The 17888-nt window shown below is 64.0% G+C and carries 11 protein-coding genes and 2 rRNA genes; 1 reads left to right on the top strand and 12 read right to left on the bottom strand.

The window, feature by feature from the left end; genetic code table 11:
* Genes C811_RS14595 through C811_RS14575 form a run of 5 tightly spaced genes read right to left on the bottom strand, consistent with a single transcriptional unit; the run spans position 1 to position 6410 of the window.
* Positions 1 to 927, bottom strand: a complete 927-nt coding sequence (locus C811_RS14595) for a respiratory chain complex I subunit 1 family protein (protein WP_016310468.1) — start codon at positions 925 to 927, stop codon at positions 1 to 3.
* Positions 928 to 936: 9 nt separating this feature from the next.
* Complete coding sequence (gene hyfB, locus C811_RS14590) at positions 937 to 3024, bottom strand: hydrogenase 4 subunit B (RefSeq protein ID WP_016310467.1); 2088 nt, start codon at positions 3022 to 3024, stop codon at positions 937 to 939.
* The gene (locus C811_RS14585; protein WP_016310466.1) at positions 3025 to 3618 is read right to left on the bottom strand and encodes a 4Fe-4S dicluster domain-containing protein; all 594 of its coding nucleotides are present in this window, start codon (positions 3616 to 3618) and stop codon (positions 3025 to 3027) included.
* A 39-nt stretch (positions 3619 to 3657) separates the two neighbouring features.
* Positions 3658 to 5844 carry a formate dehydrogenase subunit alpha gene (fdhF, locus tag C811_RS14580; protein ID WP_016310465.1) on the bottom strand — a complete coding sequence of 729 codons (2187 nt, stop codon included), beginning with the start codon at positions 5842 to 5844 and terminating at the stop codon, positions 3658 to 3660.
* A gap of 17 nt (positions 5845 to 5861) precedes the next feature.
* On the bottom strand, positions 5862 to 6410 hold the full coding sequence (locus C811_RS14575; protein ID WP_016310464.1) for a 4Fe-4S dicluster domain-containing protein: 549 nt from the start codon (positions 6408 to 6410) through the stop codon (positions 5862 to 5864).
* A gap of 408 nt (positions 6411 to 6818) precedes the next feature.
* Between C811_RS14575 and C811_RS14570 the strand changes: the two genes are divergently transcribed.
* Positions 6819 to 7490, top strand: coding sequence for a type II toxin-antitoxin system RelB/DinJ family antitoxin (locus tag C811_RS14570; protein ID WP_016310463.1), 672 nt, complete (start codon positions 6819 to 6821; stop codon positions 7488 to 7490).
* A 62-nt stretch (positions 7491 to 7552) separates the two neighbouring features.
* Here C811_RS14570 and aspS read toward each other — a convergent pair whose 3' ends face one another.
* From aspS to C811_RS14535, 7 genes are all read right to left on the bottom strand, one after another.
* On the bottom strand, positions 7553 to 9334 hold the full coding sequence (aspS, locus tag C811_RS14565) for an aspartate--tRNA ligase (protein ID WP_016310462.1): 1782 nt from the start codon (positions 9332 to 9334) through the stop codon (positions 7553 to 7555).
* 234 nt (positions 9335 to 9568) lie between these two features.
* Entirely contained in the window at positions 9569 to 10222 is a 654-nt protein-coding gene (locus tag C811_RS14560; RefSeq protein WP_016310461.1) for a helix-turn-helix domain-containing protein, read from the bottom strand.
* A complete protein-coding gene (locus C811_RS14555) occupies positions 10222 to 10908 on the bottom strand; it encodes a DUF3990 domain-containing protein (protein ID WP_016310460.1) in 687 nt (228 codons plus the stop codon). Before C811_RS14555 ends, C811_RS14560 begins: the two co-directional genes overlap by 1 nt.
* Positions 10909 to 11034: 126 nt before the next feature.
* The gene (gene acnA, locus C811_RS14550; protein WP_016310459.1) at positions 11035 to 13692 is read right to left on the bottom strand and encodes an aconitate hydratase AcnA; all 2658 of its coding nucleotides are present in this window, start codon (positions 13690 to 13692) and stop codon (positions 11035 to 11037) included.
* An 11-nt stretch (positions 13693 to 13703) separates the two neighbouring features.
* Positions 13704 to 14309 (bottom strand): hypothetical protein, encoded by a 606-nt coding sequence (locus C811_RS14545; protein WP_016310458.1) that lies wholly within the window; start codon positions 14307 to 14309, stop codon positions 13704 to 13706.
* A gap of 315 nt (positions 14310 to 14624) precedes the next feature.
* Positions 14625 to 14739: ribosomal RNA gene (gene rrf, locus C811_RS14540) — 5S ribosomal RNA — on the bottom strand.
* A gap of 129 nt (positions 14740 to 14868) precedes the next feature.
* Positions 14869 to 17831: ribosomal RNA gene (locus C811_RS14535) — 23S ribosomal RNA — on the bottom strand.
* Positions 17832 to 17888 lie beyond the last annotated feature (57 nt).

Here is a 17888-nt window from a genome sequence, read left to right as displayed (position 1 = left end):
CTAAATTCCAATGACGAGGAACACCAGGGACAGAAGCGCAATCCCCGTGACGAACCAGGTATAACGACCGAGCAGCTTGTAGCGCACGCGCATAACGGCGTTCTCGATGATCGAGGCCGCAACCATGACGACGAGTACTTTCGCGCCATAGGCCAGCATTCCCGCGAGCACCGCTGCAGGCGAGGCGTCCACCGCGGCCCCGAAAGGCAGAAACAGCGCCACGAGCAAGCTCGCCACCACCAGCTGCTTCACAGATACGCCCAGCTTCAGCATGGCCAAAGACGGCCCGGAATAGGCGGCCAGGGGGCCTTCCTGGATCTCCTGCTCGGCCTCGGCCAAGTCGAAGGGCAGCTTGCCCATCTCGATGTAGCAGGCCATGGCAAATGCCACGCCGGCCACTACCACGGCCACGAGCGGCTGGGCCTGAAGCGAGCCTGTGGCTGCAGCCATGAGCCCGGTGTTGGTGGAACCGGCGGCCACGGCCATGACGAACAGCACCAGCACGAGCGCAGGCTCCACGAGCACGCCTACCAGCAGCTCCCGTACACCGCCGATGGCCGTGTACGAGCCGGCAGAGTCGATGGAGGCCAGGGCGAACATGAAGCGCGGCAGGGCCATCAAGTACAGGATGGTGATGATATCGCCCAGGATGGGCACCGGGCAGGCCTGCATGAACAGGGGCAGACCCGCGGCAATGAGCACGAAGCTGCCGAGGAACACCGGCGGCATGGCCCGGGACACAAGCCCGCTGCCGCCCTCGCGCACCTCGCACCGGCGCCAGAGCTTGGCCAGATCGCGGTAGTCCTGGAAGATGTCGGTACCCGTGCGGGAGTGCATCTTGGCGCGAATCTTGCGCGTGATGCCGCTCACGAGCGGAGCGGCGGCCACCAAGAGGACAGCCTGGAGTATCGCAACAATGACAGACATGGCATCCTCCTATCGGACCAGAATGATGAGCGCCAGGAAGAACACCAGGGCGCCGACGATGTACACGATGTAGGTGCGGAAATCGCCGCTCTCCATGCGGCTGAACCAGGCACCGAGATCGCTGACGATGGACAGCACCGAGTGCGAGAGCGCCGGAGCGCGGTGCGGGGCCGCGGCGATGCCCACCGTGCGATCGCGGTCGAAGCGGGACAGCACCGGCTCGGGGGCCTTGGAGGCGGACGGAGCCGTCTTTTCGAGCCCCAGGGCACGACTGAACAGACGGGCCACGGCGGCACCGGCACGGTTCACAGTGAAGCGGATGGCGAACAGCGGCCCCATGAAGTTCTTCACGTTGGCGCCCACCGTGGAGGCCAGCGTCTCCATGGTCAGGTCCGCCTGGTAGCCGCAGGCCCAGGTCTGCGGATCGTCCTTCATGCCGGCGGCGCGGTTCGCGCTGTTGCGCACCAGGGCGCACGCGGCGATGACAAGGGCCATGAGCACCGCCAGCACCAGCGGCGAGACCACCGATGCCGTATCCAGCGACACGAGCGTCGCACCCTCCACGGCCGGCACCGGGGGCACCGACAGCATGGCGGCGGCAATGGAATCCACCACCGGCGTCACCAGAGCCGCTCCCAGGCCGAGGAAGACGCAGGCAACGGTGAGCAGCACCATGGCCCCCTTCATGGGAGCGGGCACCTCGCGGGCCCGCTCGGCCGCCTCAGAGCGCGGCCGAGCCAAGAACGTGACGCCGAAGGCCTTCACGAAGCAGGTGACGGCCAGAGCACCGGTAATGGCCAGGGCCACCACGGCAAAGGCGAACAGGATGCGCATGAAGATGTCGCCGTCCATGGCCGCGCCGATGAGCCCTTGGTACGTGAACCACTCGGACACGAACCCATTGAGCGGGGGGATGGCCGAGATGGCCAGCGATCCCACAAGGAAGCACAGGGCCGTCACGGGCATCAGGCGCGCCAGCCCGCCGAGGACCTCCATGTTGCGCGTGCCCGTCGCATGCAGCACGCTGCCGGCCCCCAGGAACAAAAGCCCCTTGAACATGGCGTGGTTCACCAGGTGGTAGAGCCCGGCCAGAAGCCCGATGGCCGCAAGCCACGGAAGATGCGCGGCCCAGCCGTAGATGCCTGTGCCCACACCGAGCAGGATAATGCCGATGTTCTCCACGGAGTGATAGGCCAGCAGGCTCTTCAGATCATGCTCGCCCAGGGCGTACACCACTCCCAGCACGCTCGATACCGCGCCGATGATAATGACGAGCACGCCCCAACCGATCTCGCCCCCGGTCGCGCCCAGCAAATCGAAGCACACCTTGCAGATACCGAAGATGCCAATCTTGATCATGCCGCCGGACATGAGCGCGCTCACATTGGAAGGCGCCGCCGGATGGGCTTGGGGCAGCCACGAATGGAAGGGCACCATGCCCGCCTTGGCGCCGAAGCCGAAGAAAGCCAGCACGAAGGCCACCGTGGCCACGCCGGGGGCAAAGGCGCTCGTGCGGAAGGCCTCGAACTCAAGGGACCCGGCGGCCGACGCCATCACGAAGAACGAGATAGCGATCATGAGAAAGCCGATATGGGCCATGATCAAGTACAAAAAGCCCCCGCGCAGCGATTTCTCCGTCTGGTCGATGACAACCAGCACGTAGGAGGTAAGCGACATCAATTCGAAGAACACGAGGAACCAAAATGCGTTGTCGGCCAGAATGACCAGGTTCATGGAAGCAATGAACAGGTTCATGAAAAAGCCGATGACCCCCATGCCCTTCTCGTAATACTCGTCGAAATAGGACAGACCGTAGAGCCATGCCACGAAGGCCAGGGCCGAGATGACTGCGATGAGCAGTCCCGCCAGGGGATTCAGCAGCAGCGTGAAGCTCGCAAACGCCATGGGCCCCGCCCAGCTGGCGTGCACCGCTGGCCCCAGCAGGGCCCCGGCGCCGCCGATGAAGGCGCAGGCCGCCGAGGCCATGCCGCCCACGCAGGCGATGGTCTTAGAGGCGGCAGGGGTCTTCCCCGCCACCAGGGACAGCGCGCCGGCGACGCAGGAGAGCCCAAGGGACACGAAGATAAGTTCCAGCATTTAGGCCTCCTTCAGGTTGGTCGAGCGGCCCATCATGATCTGATTGGCCGTAGCGGCTGCTTTCATTTTGTCCTTGCGAGCGTCACCGAGCGTTGTGGCATCTCGCACAAAAAGCGCGTTGGTCGGACAGGCCCTCACGCAATGGGGACCCCCTTCGGGGTCGTACGTGGAGCACAAGTCGCACTTCACGGCACAGGTGTAGACGCCGATGCTCCAGGCCAGCAGCGGGGAGGTGCCCCGGGGCTGGCTCGGCGTCTCAAAGGCAATGCCGGCAACGCCTGCCGTGGACGTGCCTGCCGGATGGATGGCGCCGAAGGGGCACACGATCGCGCACAGCTTGCAGCCGATGCACGCCTGCTCGTTCACAACGACGGCCTCGTCGGTGCGCACAATGGCATCGACGGGGCACACGGCCAAGCAGGGAGCCCCCTCGCACTGATGACAGGTGACCGCCGCGGTCACCTGCGGGGCGAATGTCAGGGCGAGGCGGGGCTCCGCCTGCAGCCCGGCCACACGGTGGCCATGGCTGCAGGCGGCGAGACATGTGCCGCATCCTATGCACCTATCCGGCTCTATGGCGATGAAGGTGTTCATCAGAGTCCTTTCGGGTGAAAAAGAGCGGACGGCCGCGGGCTACTCCGCAGACGCCTCGGCGGCCGGCGCCACGTTCTGGGGCGCAGCCTCAGCGGCCAGGCGATCCTTCAGGGCGCTGTAGAGCGCCTGCATGTGGCGCTCGGCCCACACCTGGTCGTCGATGGAGTGCACCTCGCAGGCGGAGTACTTGTCCTCGGGCGTGCCGGACAGAGGATCGGTCACGTGCATGGTCAGATCGTTGCACTTGCCGATCCACCACTGGTAGGTCATGTACACCGCGCCCTTGTTGATGCGCTCGTCCAAACACGCGCGGGTAATCACCTTGCCACGGCGCGAGCTGACCCACACCAGGTCCTCGTCGCGGATATTGCGCGCCTCGGCGTCGGCAGGGTTGATGTGCACATAGCCCGGCTCGTCGGCCAGCATCGAGAGCACCTTGCAGTTGCCCGTCATCGAGCGGCAGGAGTAGTGGCCCACCTCGCGCACGGTGCACAGCACGAGCGGATAGGCGTCATCGGGAAGCTCAGTGGGCTCCACGAAGTCGTGCGCCATGAGGATGGCCTTCTTATCGGCCGTATTGAACTGGCCGTTCTTGTACAGCGTCGGGGTGCCGGGGCACTCCAGCGTGGGCACGGGCCACTGGGCATGACCGGTGCCGGCCATCTTCTCGTAGGTGGCGCCGTAGAAGTTGGGGCACAGCTCGCGCACCTCGTTCCAAATCTCCTCGGTATCCTCGTAGTGCATCGGGTAGCCCATGCGCGTCGAAAGCTCCTGGAAGATCTGCCAGTCGTGCTTGCACTCACCCTTGGGCGGCACTGCGGCCGTGAAGCGCTGGAACGTGCGATCCGAGGCGGAGAACACGCCGTCGTGCTCGCCCCAGGACGTGCCGGGAAACACCACATCGGCCAAAGCCGTCGTCTGGGTCATGAAGATGTCCTGGGAGATGAGCAGATCCAGGTTCTCCAGGGTCTCCTTCATATCGGCGGAATCGGGTTCGGTCTGCAGCGGATCCTCGCCGAAGTTGTAGAAGGCGCGGATCTTGCCCTCCTTCACCCCGTGGGGCAGGTCGGTCAGCTTGAAGCCGGGCTCGGCGGGAAGCGTGCCGGCCGGCAGGCCCCAGGCCTTCTCGAACTTAGCCCGCATCTCGGGGTTCTCCACCTTCTGGTAACCCGGCAGAAGACTCGGCCACATGCCCATGTCGCAGGAGCCCTGCACGTTGTTCTGGCCGCGCACCGGCGCCAGACCGGCGTTGTCGCGACCGATCTGGTTGGCGACGCAGGCGATGGCGGCGATGGTGTGCACCACCTTCACGCCCTGGCGCTGCTGGGTCACGCCCATGCCCCAGCCGATGACGGAGTTGGGGGCCGTGGCGTACATGCGCGCCGCCTTGCGGATGTCGTCGGGATCGCAGCCGCACACCTCGGCCACCGATTCCGGCGTGTAGTTCTTAATGGTCTCCCACCACGCGTCGAAGCCGTTGGTGTGGGCATCGATGAAGGCCTTGTCGTGCATATTCTCAGACACGATGACGTTGGCGAACGCGTTCATGAAGGCGAGGTTGCAGCCGTTCTTGATCTGGATGTACAGATCGGCGATGCGGGCGGTCTCGATGGAGCGCGGATCCACTACGATGATCTTGGCGCCCTTCTCCTTGGCCTTCACGATGCGGCGAGCCACAATGGGATGGGAGGCCGAGGGATTGTAACCGAACAGCATGATGAGGTCGGCGTTCTCCAGGTTGGGAATGGACACCGACATGGCACCGGATCCCACGGTGTCCATAAGCCCGATCACACTGGGGCCGTGGCAGGTGCGCGCGCAGTTGTCGATGTTGTTCGTGCCGATGCAGGCGCGGGTGAACTTCTGCATGACGAAGTTGGCCTCGTTGCCCGGGCCGCGGGAGGAGCCAGTCAGCATGATAGCGTCCGGGCCGTACTTCTCCTTGATCTCGGTCAGCCGCTGCGCCGTGAAGTCAAGCGCCTCGTCCCAGGTGACGCGCTCCAGCTCGCCACCCTTCTCGCGGCGAATCATCGGATGCAGGATGCGCGGCGTCAGGATCTTCGTATCGTTGATGAAATCGAAGCCCGACAGGCCCTTCAGGCACAGCTCGCCCTCGTTGGTCACACCGTCGATGCCCTCGGCGCCAATGACCATTCCGTCATCGACCAGCAGGTTGAGCTTGCATCCGGCGCCGCAGTAGGGACATACGGCCATGTGCTTTTCCATAGTTTCACTCCCCCGTTCTAGTTGAGATCCATATTCAGCGGCACGCTGGCAAACGCACCCGAGGCCACGGCGGCCTTCATGCGCCGGGCCCGCTGGCGAGCGGCAAGCTCCTCCTCGTCGACGACCATAAGGCCGCCGGTAGGACAGGCCTCCACGCACGCCGGGCCGCCCTCGCGGTCATAGCACAAATCGCACTTCACCAGGAAAGCCTTGGGCGCCGACTCCACCGTCAGGCCGCCCAGCTTTGCCGCGCCCTCTTGGGAGACCACGTCCACGGCACCGTAAGGACAGGCCAGCACGCAGCTGCGGCAGCCGATGCAGCGCTCCTGCTTCACCGCCACGCGACCCTCGTCGAAGTACAGCGCCCCTTCCGGGCACGAGGCCACGCACGGCGCATCGGCGCAGTGGTGGCACACGATGGGCGCGGAGATGGTCAGGGTGGTAATCAGGTTCAGACGGGGCTTCGCAACGTCCCCCGGCGCACTGTGCTTCAGCAGACAGCCGGCCATGCACGTCTGGCAGCCGATGCACAGGCCCGGGTCGGCAATGACGAATTTAGAACCCATGAACTCCTCCTCTTTCTCATAGCTCGAAGCATCTATTCCCCCGCTTCGCTCCTGCCTGTCCCCTTCTCGAGAACCGGGGTGCACGAGACCAAGGCATCGGTGGGACGCCTTGCTGAAACGGATTGGAATCTATGGAAAGCGCGCAGGGTTTGCGCATCGGGAAAGTCATCTTTGACCTGTTGGGGACGTTATAACGCGCTCAACGGCTATTGGCAACCCCCTATTTCGCCGCTTCTGACGATCCCGCCTTCCGGCGCGGGAATCCAGGGGCCTTCCGAGTGTGTTACAATTGCACTACATCTTCCCTCGTTTTGCTGGGAAGATGTCACGAAAGCGCTCGCAATACGGCGCATTTTCATCCGCTTTCGATCTCTTTCGCAGGGCGAAAAATTTTTTCGGAGGTGCTCCATGGGCAAGCATGCCACCTTGCAGGTACGCGTCGAGGACGCCATGAAGGCAGAGGCCGAACAGCTCTTCGAGGCTCTAGGCCTCTCGCTCTCCGAGGCCGTACGGCTCTTCATAGCCGAGAGCGTCAACGGAAGGCGGCTCCCCTTCACGCCGCATCTCAGCAAGAGCGAGGGAGCCACGAGCGCCTTCGGCAAGCTGCGTCACTACGGCAATCCGACCCAGTCGAGCGACGAGCGCGCCGCATGGCTGAAGGAGCAGGGCGCATCCGACGCCGAGCGGCCAAAAAGCACGCCCCGGGGGCGTTCCCGCGATATCGTCATCGTGGACAAAACCGTCCTGCTGCACTATTTGCTCGACAACGATCCGCGCCGCGCCGCCAAGGCAAGGCGCATTATCGCCGGCGGCGCGGCGCGGGCCTACCCGGAAACCATCGTCGCCTGCGTGGCGGCGCTCGAGAACGACTACCACGTGCCGCGCTCGCTCATCGGCACGGTCATGGCGCTTCTGGCCGACGACGTGTCCATGGAAGACGGAGCCGCCGTGCGCCTGGCGGCCCGGCTCTACGGGGCGGGCAAGCTCTCCTTCGCCGAGCATCTTCTGGCCGCCCGCAACGTCCTCACCGGATACCCCGTCGAAACCTTTAGCAAGCCGCTTTCCCGCACCATCATGTAAGAGGACCCGCCCCCTTACGGGAGACGGGTCCTCCGACACGTAGCTTTTTGCGCCGTGCGCCCCTACAGAATGCGCAGGTTCACATCCTTCAACTGGCGGCCCGTCACCGCGCTCGGCGCGCCGGTCATGGGGTCGCTCGCCGAGGAAGTCTTCGGGAAGGCGATGACGTCGCGGATGGAGTCCTTGCGGGCCAAGAGCATCACCAGCCGGTCCAGACCCAGCGCGATGCCGCCATGGGGCGGGGCGCCCAGCTCGAGTGCACGGATGAGGTGGCCGAACTTCTCGTCGATCTCCTCATCGGAGAGCCCCACGACGCGCAGGATGCGACGCTGCTCCTCGGCGTTGTGGATGCGGATGGTGCCGCCGCCCACCTCGAAGCCGTCCATCACCAGGTCGTAGGAATAGCTGCCGCAGGCCAAGGGGTCGCTCTCGATCTTATCCAAGTCCTCCTTCAGCACATGGGTGAAGGGATGGTGCTCGGCGGCGTACTTCTTCTCGTCCTCGTCGTAGCGGAACATGGGGAAGTTCACCACCCACAGAAGCGCGTGACCCTCGCGAGGCACGTTCAGCGCATCGGCCATGTGCAGGCGCAGAGCGGAGAGCACGGCATTGGCGATCTCGGGCGCGTCGGCCGCGAACAGCAGAAGGTCGCCGGGCTCCACTTCCATCTCGGATTTCAGGGCCGCCCACTCCTCGTCGGTGAAGAACTTCTTGATGGGGCTCTTCTCCTGGCCGTCGGTGGTGAACGCCACCCAGGCCATGCCCTTGGCGCCGTTGGCCTCGGCGATGGAAGCCATCTTCTCCACCTCGCCGCGGCTCCAGTCGCCCGCGCCCTTGGCGTTGATGGCCTTCACCACGCCGCCAGATTGGGCCACCGACGAGAACACCTTGAAGCCGGTGTTCTTCACAATGTCGGTAATATCGTGCAGGAGCATGCCGAAGCGCACGTCGGGACGGTCACAGCCATAGAGGCGCATGGCGTCGGCGTACTGCATCTTCTGCAGGGGGAAGGTCACATCGGTCACGCCCACGGCCGCAAGCGTCTCGGCCATGACCGCTTCCATCATGTCGCACACATCGTCGCCCTCCACGAACGACATCTCAATGTCCACCTGGGTGAACTCCGGCTGGCGGTCGGCGCGCAGGTCCTCGTCGCGGAAGCAGCGGGCAATCTGGTAGTAGCGCTCTACGCCGGCGCACATGAGCATCTGCTTGAACTGCTGGGGGCTCTGGGGCAGGGCGTAGAACTTGCCCGGGTTCGGACGGCTCGGCACGATGTAGTCGCGAGCACCCTCGGGGGTGGAGTTCGCCAGGATCGGCGTCTCGATCTCCAGGAAACCGCGCTCGTCGAGGGCCCGGCGCATGGCCTGGGTCACCGTGTGGCGCAGCTTCAGGTTGGCGAGCATCTCAGGACGGCGAATGTCCAGGTAGCGCCATTTCATGCGGGTGATCTCGTCGGTCTCGATGCCGTCTTCGATGGAAAACGGCGGCGTCACCGAGGTGTTCAGCACCTCCACGGCGCTGGCCAGCACTTCGATCTCGCCGGTAATCATGTTCGGGTTCACAGCCTCCGGCGCCCGCTCGCGCACGCGGCCGGTCACCTTCAGCACGTACTCGCGGCCCAAGTGCTCGGCTGCATGGAAGTCCTCCGCGCTCACGCAATCCGGATCGACGACCACCTGCGTATAGCCCTCGCGGTCGCGCAGGTCGATGAAGATGAGCCCGCCGTGGTCGCGGGTATGCCACGCCCAACCGGCCAGCGTCACCTCTTGGTTCACATCGGTCGCACGCAGCTGCCCGCAGGTGGCCGTATGCATGCAGTATTCGTTGCGGAAGTCTTCCATAGTTACGTCGGTTCTCCTAGGGTCAAAAATCACGTGCCCGTAATCGTATCGCAAATCCCCCGCCCACGCCAGCTATTCCGCACGTTCTCCGCAGCCAGTGCCGTGGGGACGGCATGTGCCTTATGCCGCAATACCGCAAGCAGTCTAGCAGCTGTGAGCGCATCAGCATGCAGGGGACCTTACGCTCGAATTTCAAGTTCGTCTGCACGGAGGAGGTTTTCCTCCAGACTCGGCCTACCGCTCCAGCAGATTCTCCATGGAGCAGCGGAGGGCAAAGGCCAGGCGGTAGAGGGTTTCGGCCGCGGCATGGTTGATGTTCTTCTGGCGCTGCTCGTACATCTGAACGGAACGCAGGCCGACGCCTGACGCCTCGGCCAGCTGCTTCTGCGACATTCCGCAGATCTTCCGCTGACGATAGAGTCTGGTGGGCAGCTGCGCCGCAGCCAGACGACGGTTGAGCGCCTCGACGAACTTCCCCTCGGGCGCCTCGTGCAGCGGATAGAACATGCCCGCTAGCTCTTCATAGGGAACGGCGTCGAACACCTGGCGGTAGGGGCGTCCCGTTTCCATCTGGTAGTACGCCAGAATCCAGCCGAGCCAGTAGTCCTCACGCGGCACCACCTGCGCATGCTCGGGCGCAGGACGCTCGGTATCGAGGTACGGGGCCAGCAGGCGCAGCAGATCGAGAGCCGATTTTCCCGACACGTAGGTCGGGTTACGCCGCTCGAACTGCTCCGCCACGCCCGACGCCAGGAAGGCCTGGGCCAAATCATCCCCCGGCACCTTCCACTCGTTCACGCCGATGTCAAACAGCGCTCCTAGCGTCTCTCGCGCGTCGTCGAGATACTCGAAGTCGAAATTGATGACCTCGTACACGATGCGCCCCATCACGCCCTCCTCATCAGGTCGAAAAGATACGTTCCCGCAAACCCCGCTTCAATGGATTGGGCGGCAATGGCGCGGTATTGCCCTCGCGCCTGCGCGTCGCGCGCCACGCGCAGGGGATTCCACCGTTCGCCCTCGGCAATGGCGCACCCCGCACTTGACAGAGCCCCGAAGGCTTGCGGCGTCTTCAGGACTACCTGATACCCCAGGCCGCCCAAAAACAACGCACGCTCCAATGTCTCGACGCTTATGGTGTTCGCCAGAAAATCCCGGGCAATGGAGAAGTACGAATCGTCGGCACGATACCCATGCACGAGGTCTGCGCCGCTCAAATCAACGCCGTATCGCTCCAAAAGGAAGTCACGGGCCGCCACGCTACCGGCCGGCCCCACTTCGAACGTGCGGTGCGCCAGCAATACCGCAAGCCAGTTGAGTACCGAGTACTCCGGCGCGGCCAAATCCAGCAAGCTCAGCCCCTCCAATTCCAGCAAGTACTCGTTCACGCACCCGTCCTCCAGCGTCGGGCAGGCCCACTCGCTGGCCAGTTGGTGCGACTCGGTGCAGTAGAAGCCCTGCCCGTAGTCGTTGAAGGGCGACCCCTTGCCAAACTGGGGCCGCGGAACGGCCTGCGGAGATCCGTGAAACAAGACGAGCGCATCGCACCCGAAGAACTCCTTTGCCGCGTACATGCCGCTCCCCTTCCTCATACATATCACTTAAGTGATACTTTAACAAAGGGAGAAAAGAAAGGGAAGGGCACGAACCCTCCCCTTTCTCTAGAGAGATTATTTCTAGCATCCAGCCACAGCCAGTTGCTAGTCGATCAGGTCGCGCAGGACGTACTGGAGGATGCCGCCGTTCTCGTAGTAGCGGCCCTCGGTGGGGGTGTCGATGCGCACGGTGGCGTCGAAGGTCACCGAGCTGCCGTCGGCGCGCTCGGCCGTCACCTGCACCACCGCCGGGACCGGCAGGCCCGCCGAGAAGTCGATGGGAGCCACGGTGATAGCCTCGGAACCGTCAAGCCCCAGCTCGTCAGCATTCTGGCCCTCGGCGAACTGCAGCGGCAGAATGCCCATGCCGATGAGGTTCGACCGATGGATGCGCTCGAAGCTCTCGGCGATGGCCACGCGCACGCCCAGCAGCATGGGGCCCTTGGCCGCCCAGTCACGGGACGAGCCCGAGCCGTACATCTTGCCCGCCAGCACCGCCGCCGGGGCGCCTGCCGCGCGGTAATGCTCAGCCGCATAGTACAAAGGTGCGATATCACCCGTGGTGAAGTCGCGCGTCCAGCCGCCCTTGCGGCCGTCGGCCAGCTTGTTCGCCAGCTTCACGTTGGCGAAGGTGCCGCGCATCATCACCTCGTGGTTGCCGCGACGGCTGCCGTAGGTGTTGAAGTCGGCCGATGCCACGCCATGGGCCTCGAGGTATTCCGCCGCCGGCATATCGGGCGCAATGGCACCGGCCGGGGAGATGTGATCGGTGGTGATGAAGTCGCCGAAGTTCCCGAGCACCCGGGCGCCCTCGATGGGGGCTTGGCCCTCCACGGCTCGGCCCATGCCGTCGAAGTACGGGGGCCGGCGCACATAGGTGGACGCCTCATCCCAGGCGAAGGTGTCGCTCGGCTCGGCGCCCAGGGCCTGCCAGGCGGCATCGCCCTCGAACATGCCGGCAGCGCCCTGCTCGTACAAGTCGGCAGTCACGTACTGGTCCACCAGCGCAGCCACTTCGGCCTCGTCGGGCACGATGTCGGCGAAGTACACCGGATTCCCGTCGCCGTCCACGCCAAGGGCGTCCTTCGCGAGATCGATATCCATGGTGCCGGCAATGGCGTAGGCAATCACGTTGGCCGGCTGCATCAGGTAGTTCTGCGACACATCCGGCGAGATACGGCCCTCGAAGTTGCGATTGCCCGACAGGACGCTTGCCAACTCGATATCGTCGGCGATGGCGTGCATCTGCTCCATGAGCGGGCCAGAATTGCCGATGCAGCTCATGCAACCGAAGCCGCAAGTGAAAAAGCCCAGCTGACGCAGGGGCTCGGTCAGCCCCGCGCGCTCCAGCAGAAGCTCGGTGGCGCGGCTGCCCGGAGCCAAAATGGTCTTCACCCAGGGCGCGGGCGCAAGTCCGCGCTCGGCGGCATTGCGGGCCATAAGGCCCGTGGCGATCATCATGGCCTGGTCGGTAGCCGTCGTGCAGCTCGTCACTGCGGCAATGGCAATGGCCCCGTGGGTCAGCTCGTGGTCGACGCCGCCAATTTCCACGTGCGCCGTCACATCGTCCAGGCCGCGCTCGGCGCAGATGGCGCGGAAGCGCTCGCCGGCATCGGCCAGGGCAATGCGGTCGTGGGGTCGTGACGGACCGGCAATGGAGGGCTGCACACTGCCCAGATCCAACTCGATCACATCGCTGTACACACGCGGCGCCGCATTGGGATCGTTCCAGTAGCCCTGGGCCTTCGCGTAGGCCTCCACGAGCGCCACCTGATCGTCGGAACGACCGGTCAGGCGCAGGTATTCCAGCGTCTTCTCATCCACGGGGAACAGGGTGCAGGTGCTGCCGTACTCCGGGGTCATGTTCGAGATGCAGGCGCGCTGGGTGGCGGAAAGTCCGCTCACGCCGGGGCCGAAGCACTCCACGAAGCAGCCCACCACGCCGCGCTCGCGCAGCATGCTCGCGAACGTCAGCGACACGTCCATGGCCGACACGCCCGCCGCCAGCTCGCCGGTCAGCTTCACGCCGATGACGCGGGGCACGAGCGTCGTGATCGGCTGGCCGAGGGCCGCGGCCTCGGCCTCGATGCCGCCCACACCCCAGCCGAGCACGCCGATGCCGTTGGCCGTGGGCGTATGGGAATCGGTACCCACCAAGGTGTCGAAGTACACCACTGGCTCGCCGTCGGCGCCGGTCAGACCCGCAGGCGATTCCATGACCACGCTCGCGAACTTCTCGATGTTCAGCTGGTGGCAGATACCCTGCCCCGGCGGCACGATGCGCACGTTCTCGAAGGACTCCTGGGCCCACTTCAAGAAGTCATAGCGCTCGCTGTTTCGCGCGAACTCCAACTTCATGTTCTCGTCCATGCATCCAGCGCAGCCGGCCTCATCGGCGATGACCGAGTGATCGATGACCAGATCGCACGGTACCTGCGGATTGATCTTCTTCGGATCGCCCCCCAGTTCAGCGCAGGCCTCGCGCATCACGGCGAAGTCCACGAACACCGGCACGCCCGTGAAGTCCTGGAACAGCACGCGCGCCGGAGAGAACTCTACCTCGTCCCCTGTCTGGCCCGCCAAACCTGCCCCCACAATGCGAGCGGCCATAGCCGATGCCTCCTCGGGCGTGCGCCCGCAACGCAGCGCGTTTTCCAACAACACCGTCAGCGAGAACGGTAACTTGCCGGCACCCTCAATGGCCGACACAGGGTAATACGTGTAGGCAGCGTCGCCTACTTTCAGCAAAGACTCGAAGCTCATGAACTCCCCTTCTACTTCTCGCAGTTCTCGACGATCTGAATTGCGCGTTTCTTCAGCATGCCGCGCCCGTTGGTAGCGTCAAAGCGCATACGATCGGCCAGAGCCGCTTTCACCTCGGGTGCCAACTTGCCTTGAGAGAAATCGATGATGGCAATGAGCATATCCTGGAACTCCAAATCGCCATGCCAGCACTGGATACCCTCGTCTATAAGCGGCCACACCTTCTCCGATCGCTTCTCCGTGGTGGCGCCCAGGCGACACAGAAACCGCATGGCTGCCAGACGCAAAGGCCCGCTATCCTCGTCGAACAGCGCCGTCTCCGCCCCCGGAACCGCCTTCTCGCATGTGCGCCCATCAAGCGGAACGAGTTGCGCCAAGGTGTCGAGGCATTCCCATCGCGTCTGCGCCTCTGGACGCTCGAGAGCATCCACCAGTGCCGCAGCATGGGGAACCAGTATCTCGGAATTTGCAGCAGCGACAGCGGCAATCACCTTAGCCGCCTGCTGACGACCGCGTCGGCTCCCGCCGGAGAGCGCCTCGATCAACTCGTTCAGCGCCGCCGGATTCGCAATCGCCTCTTCAACCTGCTTCTTTTCCTCAGGAGTTTGGGTTTTCACGGGAACCAATCCTCTCTTGTTCGCTCGCCATGACCGTCCACACGCTTCCACTGAGCATTATACGCGCCGATGCCGAGAACAGATGCGCTTGGCCCCTGTCGAACGGTCGGCGGGAGCCCTGCCTTCGCCCGGACGGCAAAAGACCATCGCAAGGCGCCTGCCCTCCATCCCATCGAGATACGCCAGATACCTCTGAAAAAGGAGCGAGAGAGCCCATGAGCCTTGCCCGCTCTCATCCCTAAACAAAAAAAGCGATGTCATTCGACATCGCTTGTTAGCAAGAAATCTCCTAGCGAACGAGAAAAGCGCCCCCTGCGAGCGGAACGACCTGTCCTCCCGCGGCCTGGCGCCGCAGTACTTTCGGCGAGGCGGGGCTTAACTGCCGAGTTCGGAATGGGATCGGGTGATCCCCCGCTCTGTGGTTCCGCTCGCGGGAGGCGCTCCCGCGGGCAACTGTATGTCGCCCGTCCGGGGCCCGGGTGCGTCCCCGGCGCCCTGGCGGCCGCATGCGCGCGCCATGCCGTCACGATCGCGAGACGTACGTCTCTCTGAGTGTAAGTAAGCGAAGAGCTCGGGCTATTAGTAATGCTCGCCTGAGCGCGTCGCCGCGCTTGCAGCTGCATCCTATCGACCTGGTGTTCTACCAGGGCCCTTACCGGAAAGGGAGCTCATCTCGGAGGCGGCTTCCCACTTAGATGCCTTCAGCGGTTATCCGTGCCGGACGTAGCTAGGCGGCGGTGCCGTTGGCCGACAACCGCGTCACCAGAGGTCCGTCCACCCCGGTCCTCTCGTACTAGGGGCAGATCTCCTCAACTCCCTTGCGCCCGCGGAGGATAGGGACCGAACTGTCTCACGACGTTCTGAACCCAGCTCGCGTACCGCTTTAAACGGCGAACAGCCGTACCCTTGGGACCGACTTCAGCCCCAGGATGCGATGAGCCGACATCGAGGTGCCAAACCTTGCCGTCGATGTGGACTCTTGGGCAAGATCAGCCTGTTATCCCCGGAGTACCTTTTATCCGTTGAGCGACGGCCATTCCACTCTGGGCCGCCGGATCACTAGAACCTGCTTTCGCACCTGCCCGACTTGTCAGTCTCGCAGTCAAGCCCGCTTGCACTCTTGCGCTCTCGGGACGGTTGCCGACCGTCCTGAGCGGACCTTACGCGCGCCTCCGTTACATTTTGGGAGGCGACCGCCCCAGTCAAACTACCCGCCTGGCACGGTCCGCGCGCCGGATCACGGCCGCGCGTTAGGCAGCCGGCACGACGAGGGCGGTATTCCAAGGTCGCCTCCACGGGGGCTTGCGCCCCCGCTTCGATGGCTCCCGCCTATCCTCTACGCGCCGTACCAGATGCCAATGCCAAGCTGCAGTAAAGGTTCACGGGGTCTTTCCGTCCTTCCGCGGGTAGTTCGCATCTTCACGAACAGTACAATTTCACCGGGTCCACGGTTGAGACAGCGCCCAAATCGTTACGCCATTCGTGCAGGTCGGAACTTACCCGACAAGGAATTTCGCTACCTTAGGACCGTTATAGTTACGGCCGCCGTTTACCGGGGCTTGGCTTCAGGGCTTCGCTTGCGCTAACCCATCCGCGTAACCTTCCGGCACCGGGCAGGCGTCAGACCCTATACGTCGCCTTGCGGCTTTGCAGAGTCCTGTGTTTTTGATAAACAGTCGCTTGGGCCGTTTCGCTGCGGCCCCCACTAGCTCCGGACGCGAGGTCCTTCACCGGCGGGGGCGCCCCTTCTCCCGAAGTTACGGGGCCAGTATGCCGAGTTCCTTAACCGTGGTTCTCCCGATCGCCTCGGTATGTTCTACCCGCCCACCTGTGTCGGTTTTGGTACGGGCGCCGACGGCACTCCCTAGAGGTTTTTCTCGGAAGCATGGGCTCACCGGCTTCGCCAAGTCGCTTCGTCTCGCGTCTCAGGCTCACATGAGGAGCTGATTTCCACGCTCCTCGCCCTACGCGCTTTCACGGGGACGTCCAGAACCCCGCCCGGCTACCCTTCTCCGTCGCCCCATCGGTAGTGCCGCGCCGTCGGCGGTGCGGGAATCTCTGCCCGCTGCGCATCGGCTACGCCTCCCGGCCTCGCCTTAGCTCCCGACTGACCCTGGGGGGATTAGCCTCGCCCAGGAACCCTTAGGCTCACGGCGGCGGCGTTTCTCGCGCCGCTCTCGTTACTCATGCCAGCATTCTCACCTCCGCACGGTCCACCGGGGGTCGCCCCTCGGCTTCTCCCCCTGCGGAGAGCTCCCCTACCACTGAATCTTCAGTCCGCCGCTTCGGCGCATCGCTTAGCCCCGTGAATTGTCGGCGCATGTCCACTCGACCAGTGAGCTGTTACGCACTCTTTAAATGCATGGCTGCTTCTAAGCCAACATCCTGGTTGTCTGGGCAGACGCACATCCTTTGCCACTCAGCGATGACTTGGGGGCCTTAGCGGGCGGTCTGGGCTGTTTCCCTCTCGAGCGCGCAGCTTAGCCCACGCCCTCTGACTCCCGGCCTGTGTACCCGCGGCATTCGGAGTTCGGCTCGAGTCGGTAGGCGGTGAAGCCCCCTCGTCGATCCGGTGGCTCTACCACCGCGGGTGAACGGCCGAGGCTAGCCCTAAAGCTATTTCGGGGAGAACGAGATATCTCCGGGTTTGATTGGCCTTTCACCCCTATCCACGGGTCATCCCCTCCGTTTTCAACCGAAGTGGGTTCGGCCCTCCACGGGGTCTTACCCCCGCTTCAGCCTGCCCATGGATAGCTCACCCGGCTTCGCGTCTGCAGCGTGCGACTCACTCGCCATCTTAAAGGCTCGCTTTCGCTGCGGCTCGTTTACAAACTTAACCTCGCCGCACACCGCAACTCGCTGGCTCATTCTACAAAAGGCACGCCGTCACAATGCAAGATTGCTCCGACTGCTTGTGGGCGCACGGTTTCAGGTACTGTTTCACTCCCCTCCCGGGGTGCTTTTCACCTTTCCCTCACGGTACTGGTTCGCTATCGGTCACAGGAGAGTGTTCAGCCTTGGAGGGTGGTCCCCCCGGCTTCGGACCGGGTTTCACGTGCCCGGCCCTACTCGGGATACGCCGCTGAGGTCCGACAGGTTTCGCGTACGGGGCTCTCACCCGCTGCGGCCGGCCCTTCCATGCCGTTCCGCTACCTGCCGGATTTGTAACCCCACGCAGGAGGGCAGCTCCTGCACGGGCGTCCCGCAACCCCCGGGCGGCAACGCCTGCCGCTTACACGCGCCCGGGTTTGGGCTGGTGCGCTTTCGCTCGCCGCTACTCGCGCAATCTCGGTTGATTTCTCTTCCTCGGGGTACTTAGATGTTTCAGTTCCCCCGGTTGCCTTCGCCCGCCCTATTTGATTCAGGCGGGGATAGCAGGGCATGACCCCTGCTGGGTTCCCCCATTCGGAGACCTGCGGATCAAGGTGTGTTTGCCACTCCCCGCAGCTTATCGCAGCTTGCCGCGTCCTTCGTCGACTTCCTGTGCCAAGGCATCCGCCGTGCGCCCTCGGTATCTTCGCTTTCCTCAGATACCCTAGGCGCCGGGGCCGACAAGGCCCCGGCTTCGTCCTCTGGTTT

The organism is Adlercreutzia caecimuris B7 (assembly GCF_000403355.2).
Taxonomy (GTDB): domain Bacteria; phylum Actinomycetota; class Coriobacteriia; order Coriobacteriales; family Eggerthellaceae; genus Adlercreutzia; species Adlercreutzia caecimuris.
The sequence above is the reverse complement of the archived record's forward strand: the minus strand, read 5'-3'. Positions and strand labels throughout refer to the sequence as shown.

Excerpts from the sequence above, each read along its gene's own strand:
- C811_RS14595 (WP_016310468.1), bottom strand. The coding sequence starts at position 927 with ATGTCTGTCATTGTTGCGATACTCCAGGCTGTCCTCTTGGTGGCCGCC.
- hyfB (WP_016310467.1), bottom strand. The coding sequence starts at position 3,024 with ATGCTGGAACTTATCTTCGTGTCCCTTGGGCTCTCCTGCGTCGCCGGC.
- C811_RS14585 (WP_016310466.1), bottom strand. The coding sequence starts at position 3,618 with ATGAACACCTTCATCGCCATAGAGCCGGATAGGTGCATAGGATGCGGC.
- fdhF (WP_016310465.1), bottom strand. The coding sequence starts at position 5,844 with ATGGAAAAGCACATGGCCGTATGTCCCTACTGCGGCGCCGGATGCAAG.
- C811_RS14575 (WP_016310464.1), bottom strand. The coding sequence starts at position 6,410 with ATGGGTTCTAAATTCGTCATTGCCGACCCGGGCCTGTGCATCGGCTGC.
- C811_RS14570 (WP_016310463.1), top strand. The coding sequence starts at position 6,819 with ATGGGCAAGCATGCCACCTTGCAGGTACGCGTCGAGGACGCCATGAAG.
- aspS (WP_016310462.1), bottom strand. The coding sequence starts at position 9,334 with ATGGAAGACTTCCGCAACGAATACTGCATGCATACGGCCACCTGCGGG.
- C811_RS14560 (WP_016310461.1), bottom strand. The coding sequence starts at position 10,222 with ATGGGGCGCATCGTGTACGAGGTCATCAATTTCGACTTCGAGTATCTC.
- C811_RS14555 (WP_016310460.1), bottom strand. The coding sequence starts at position 10,908 with ATGTACGCGGCAAAGGAGTTCTTCGGGTGCGATGCGCTCGTCTTGTTT.
- acnA (WP_016310459.1), bottom strand. The coding sequence starts at position 13,692 with ATGAGCTTCGAGTCTTTGCTGAAAGTAGGCGACGCTGCCTACACGTAT.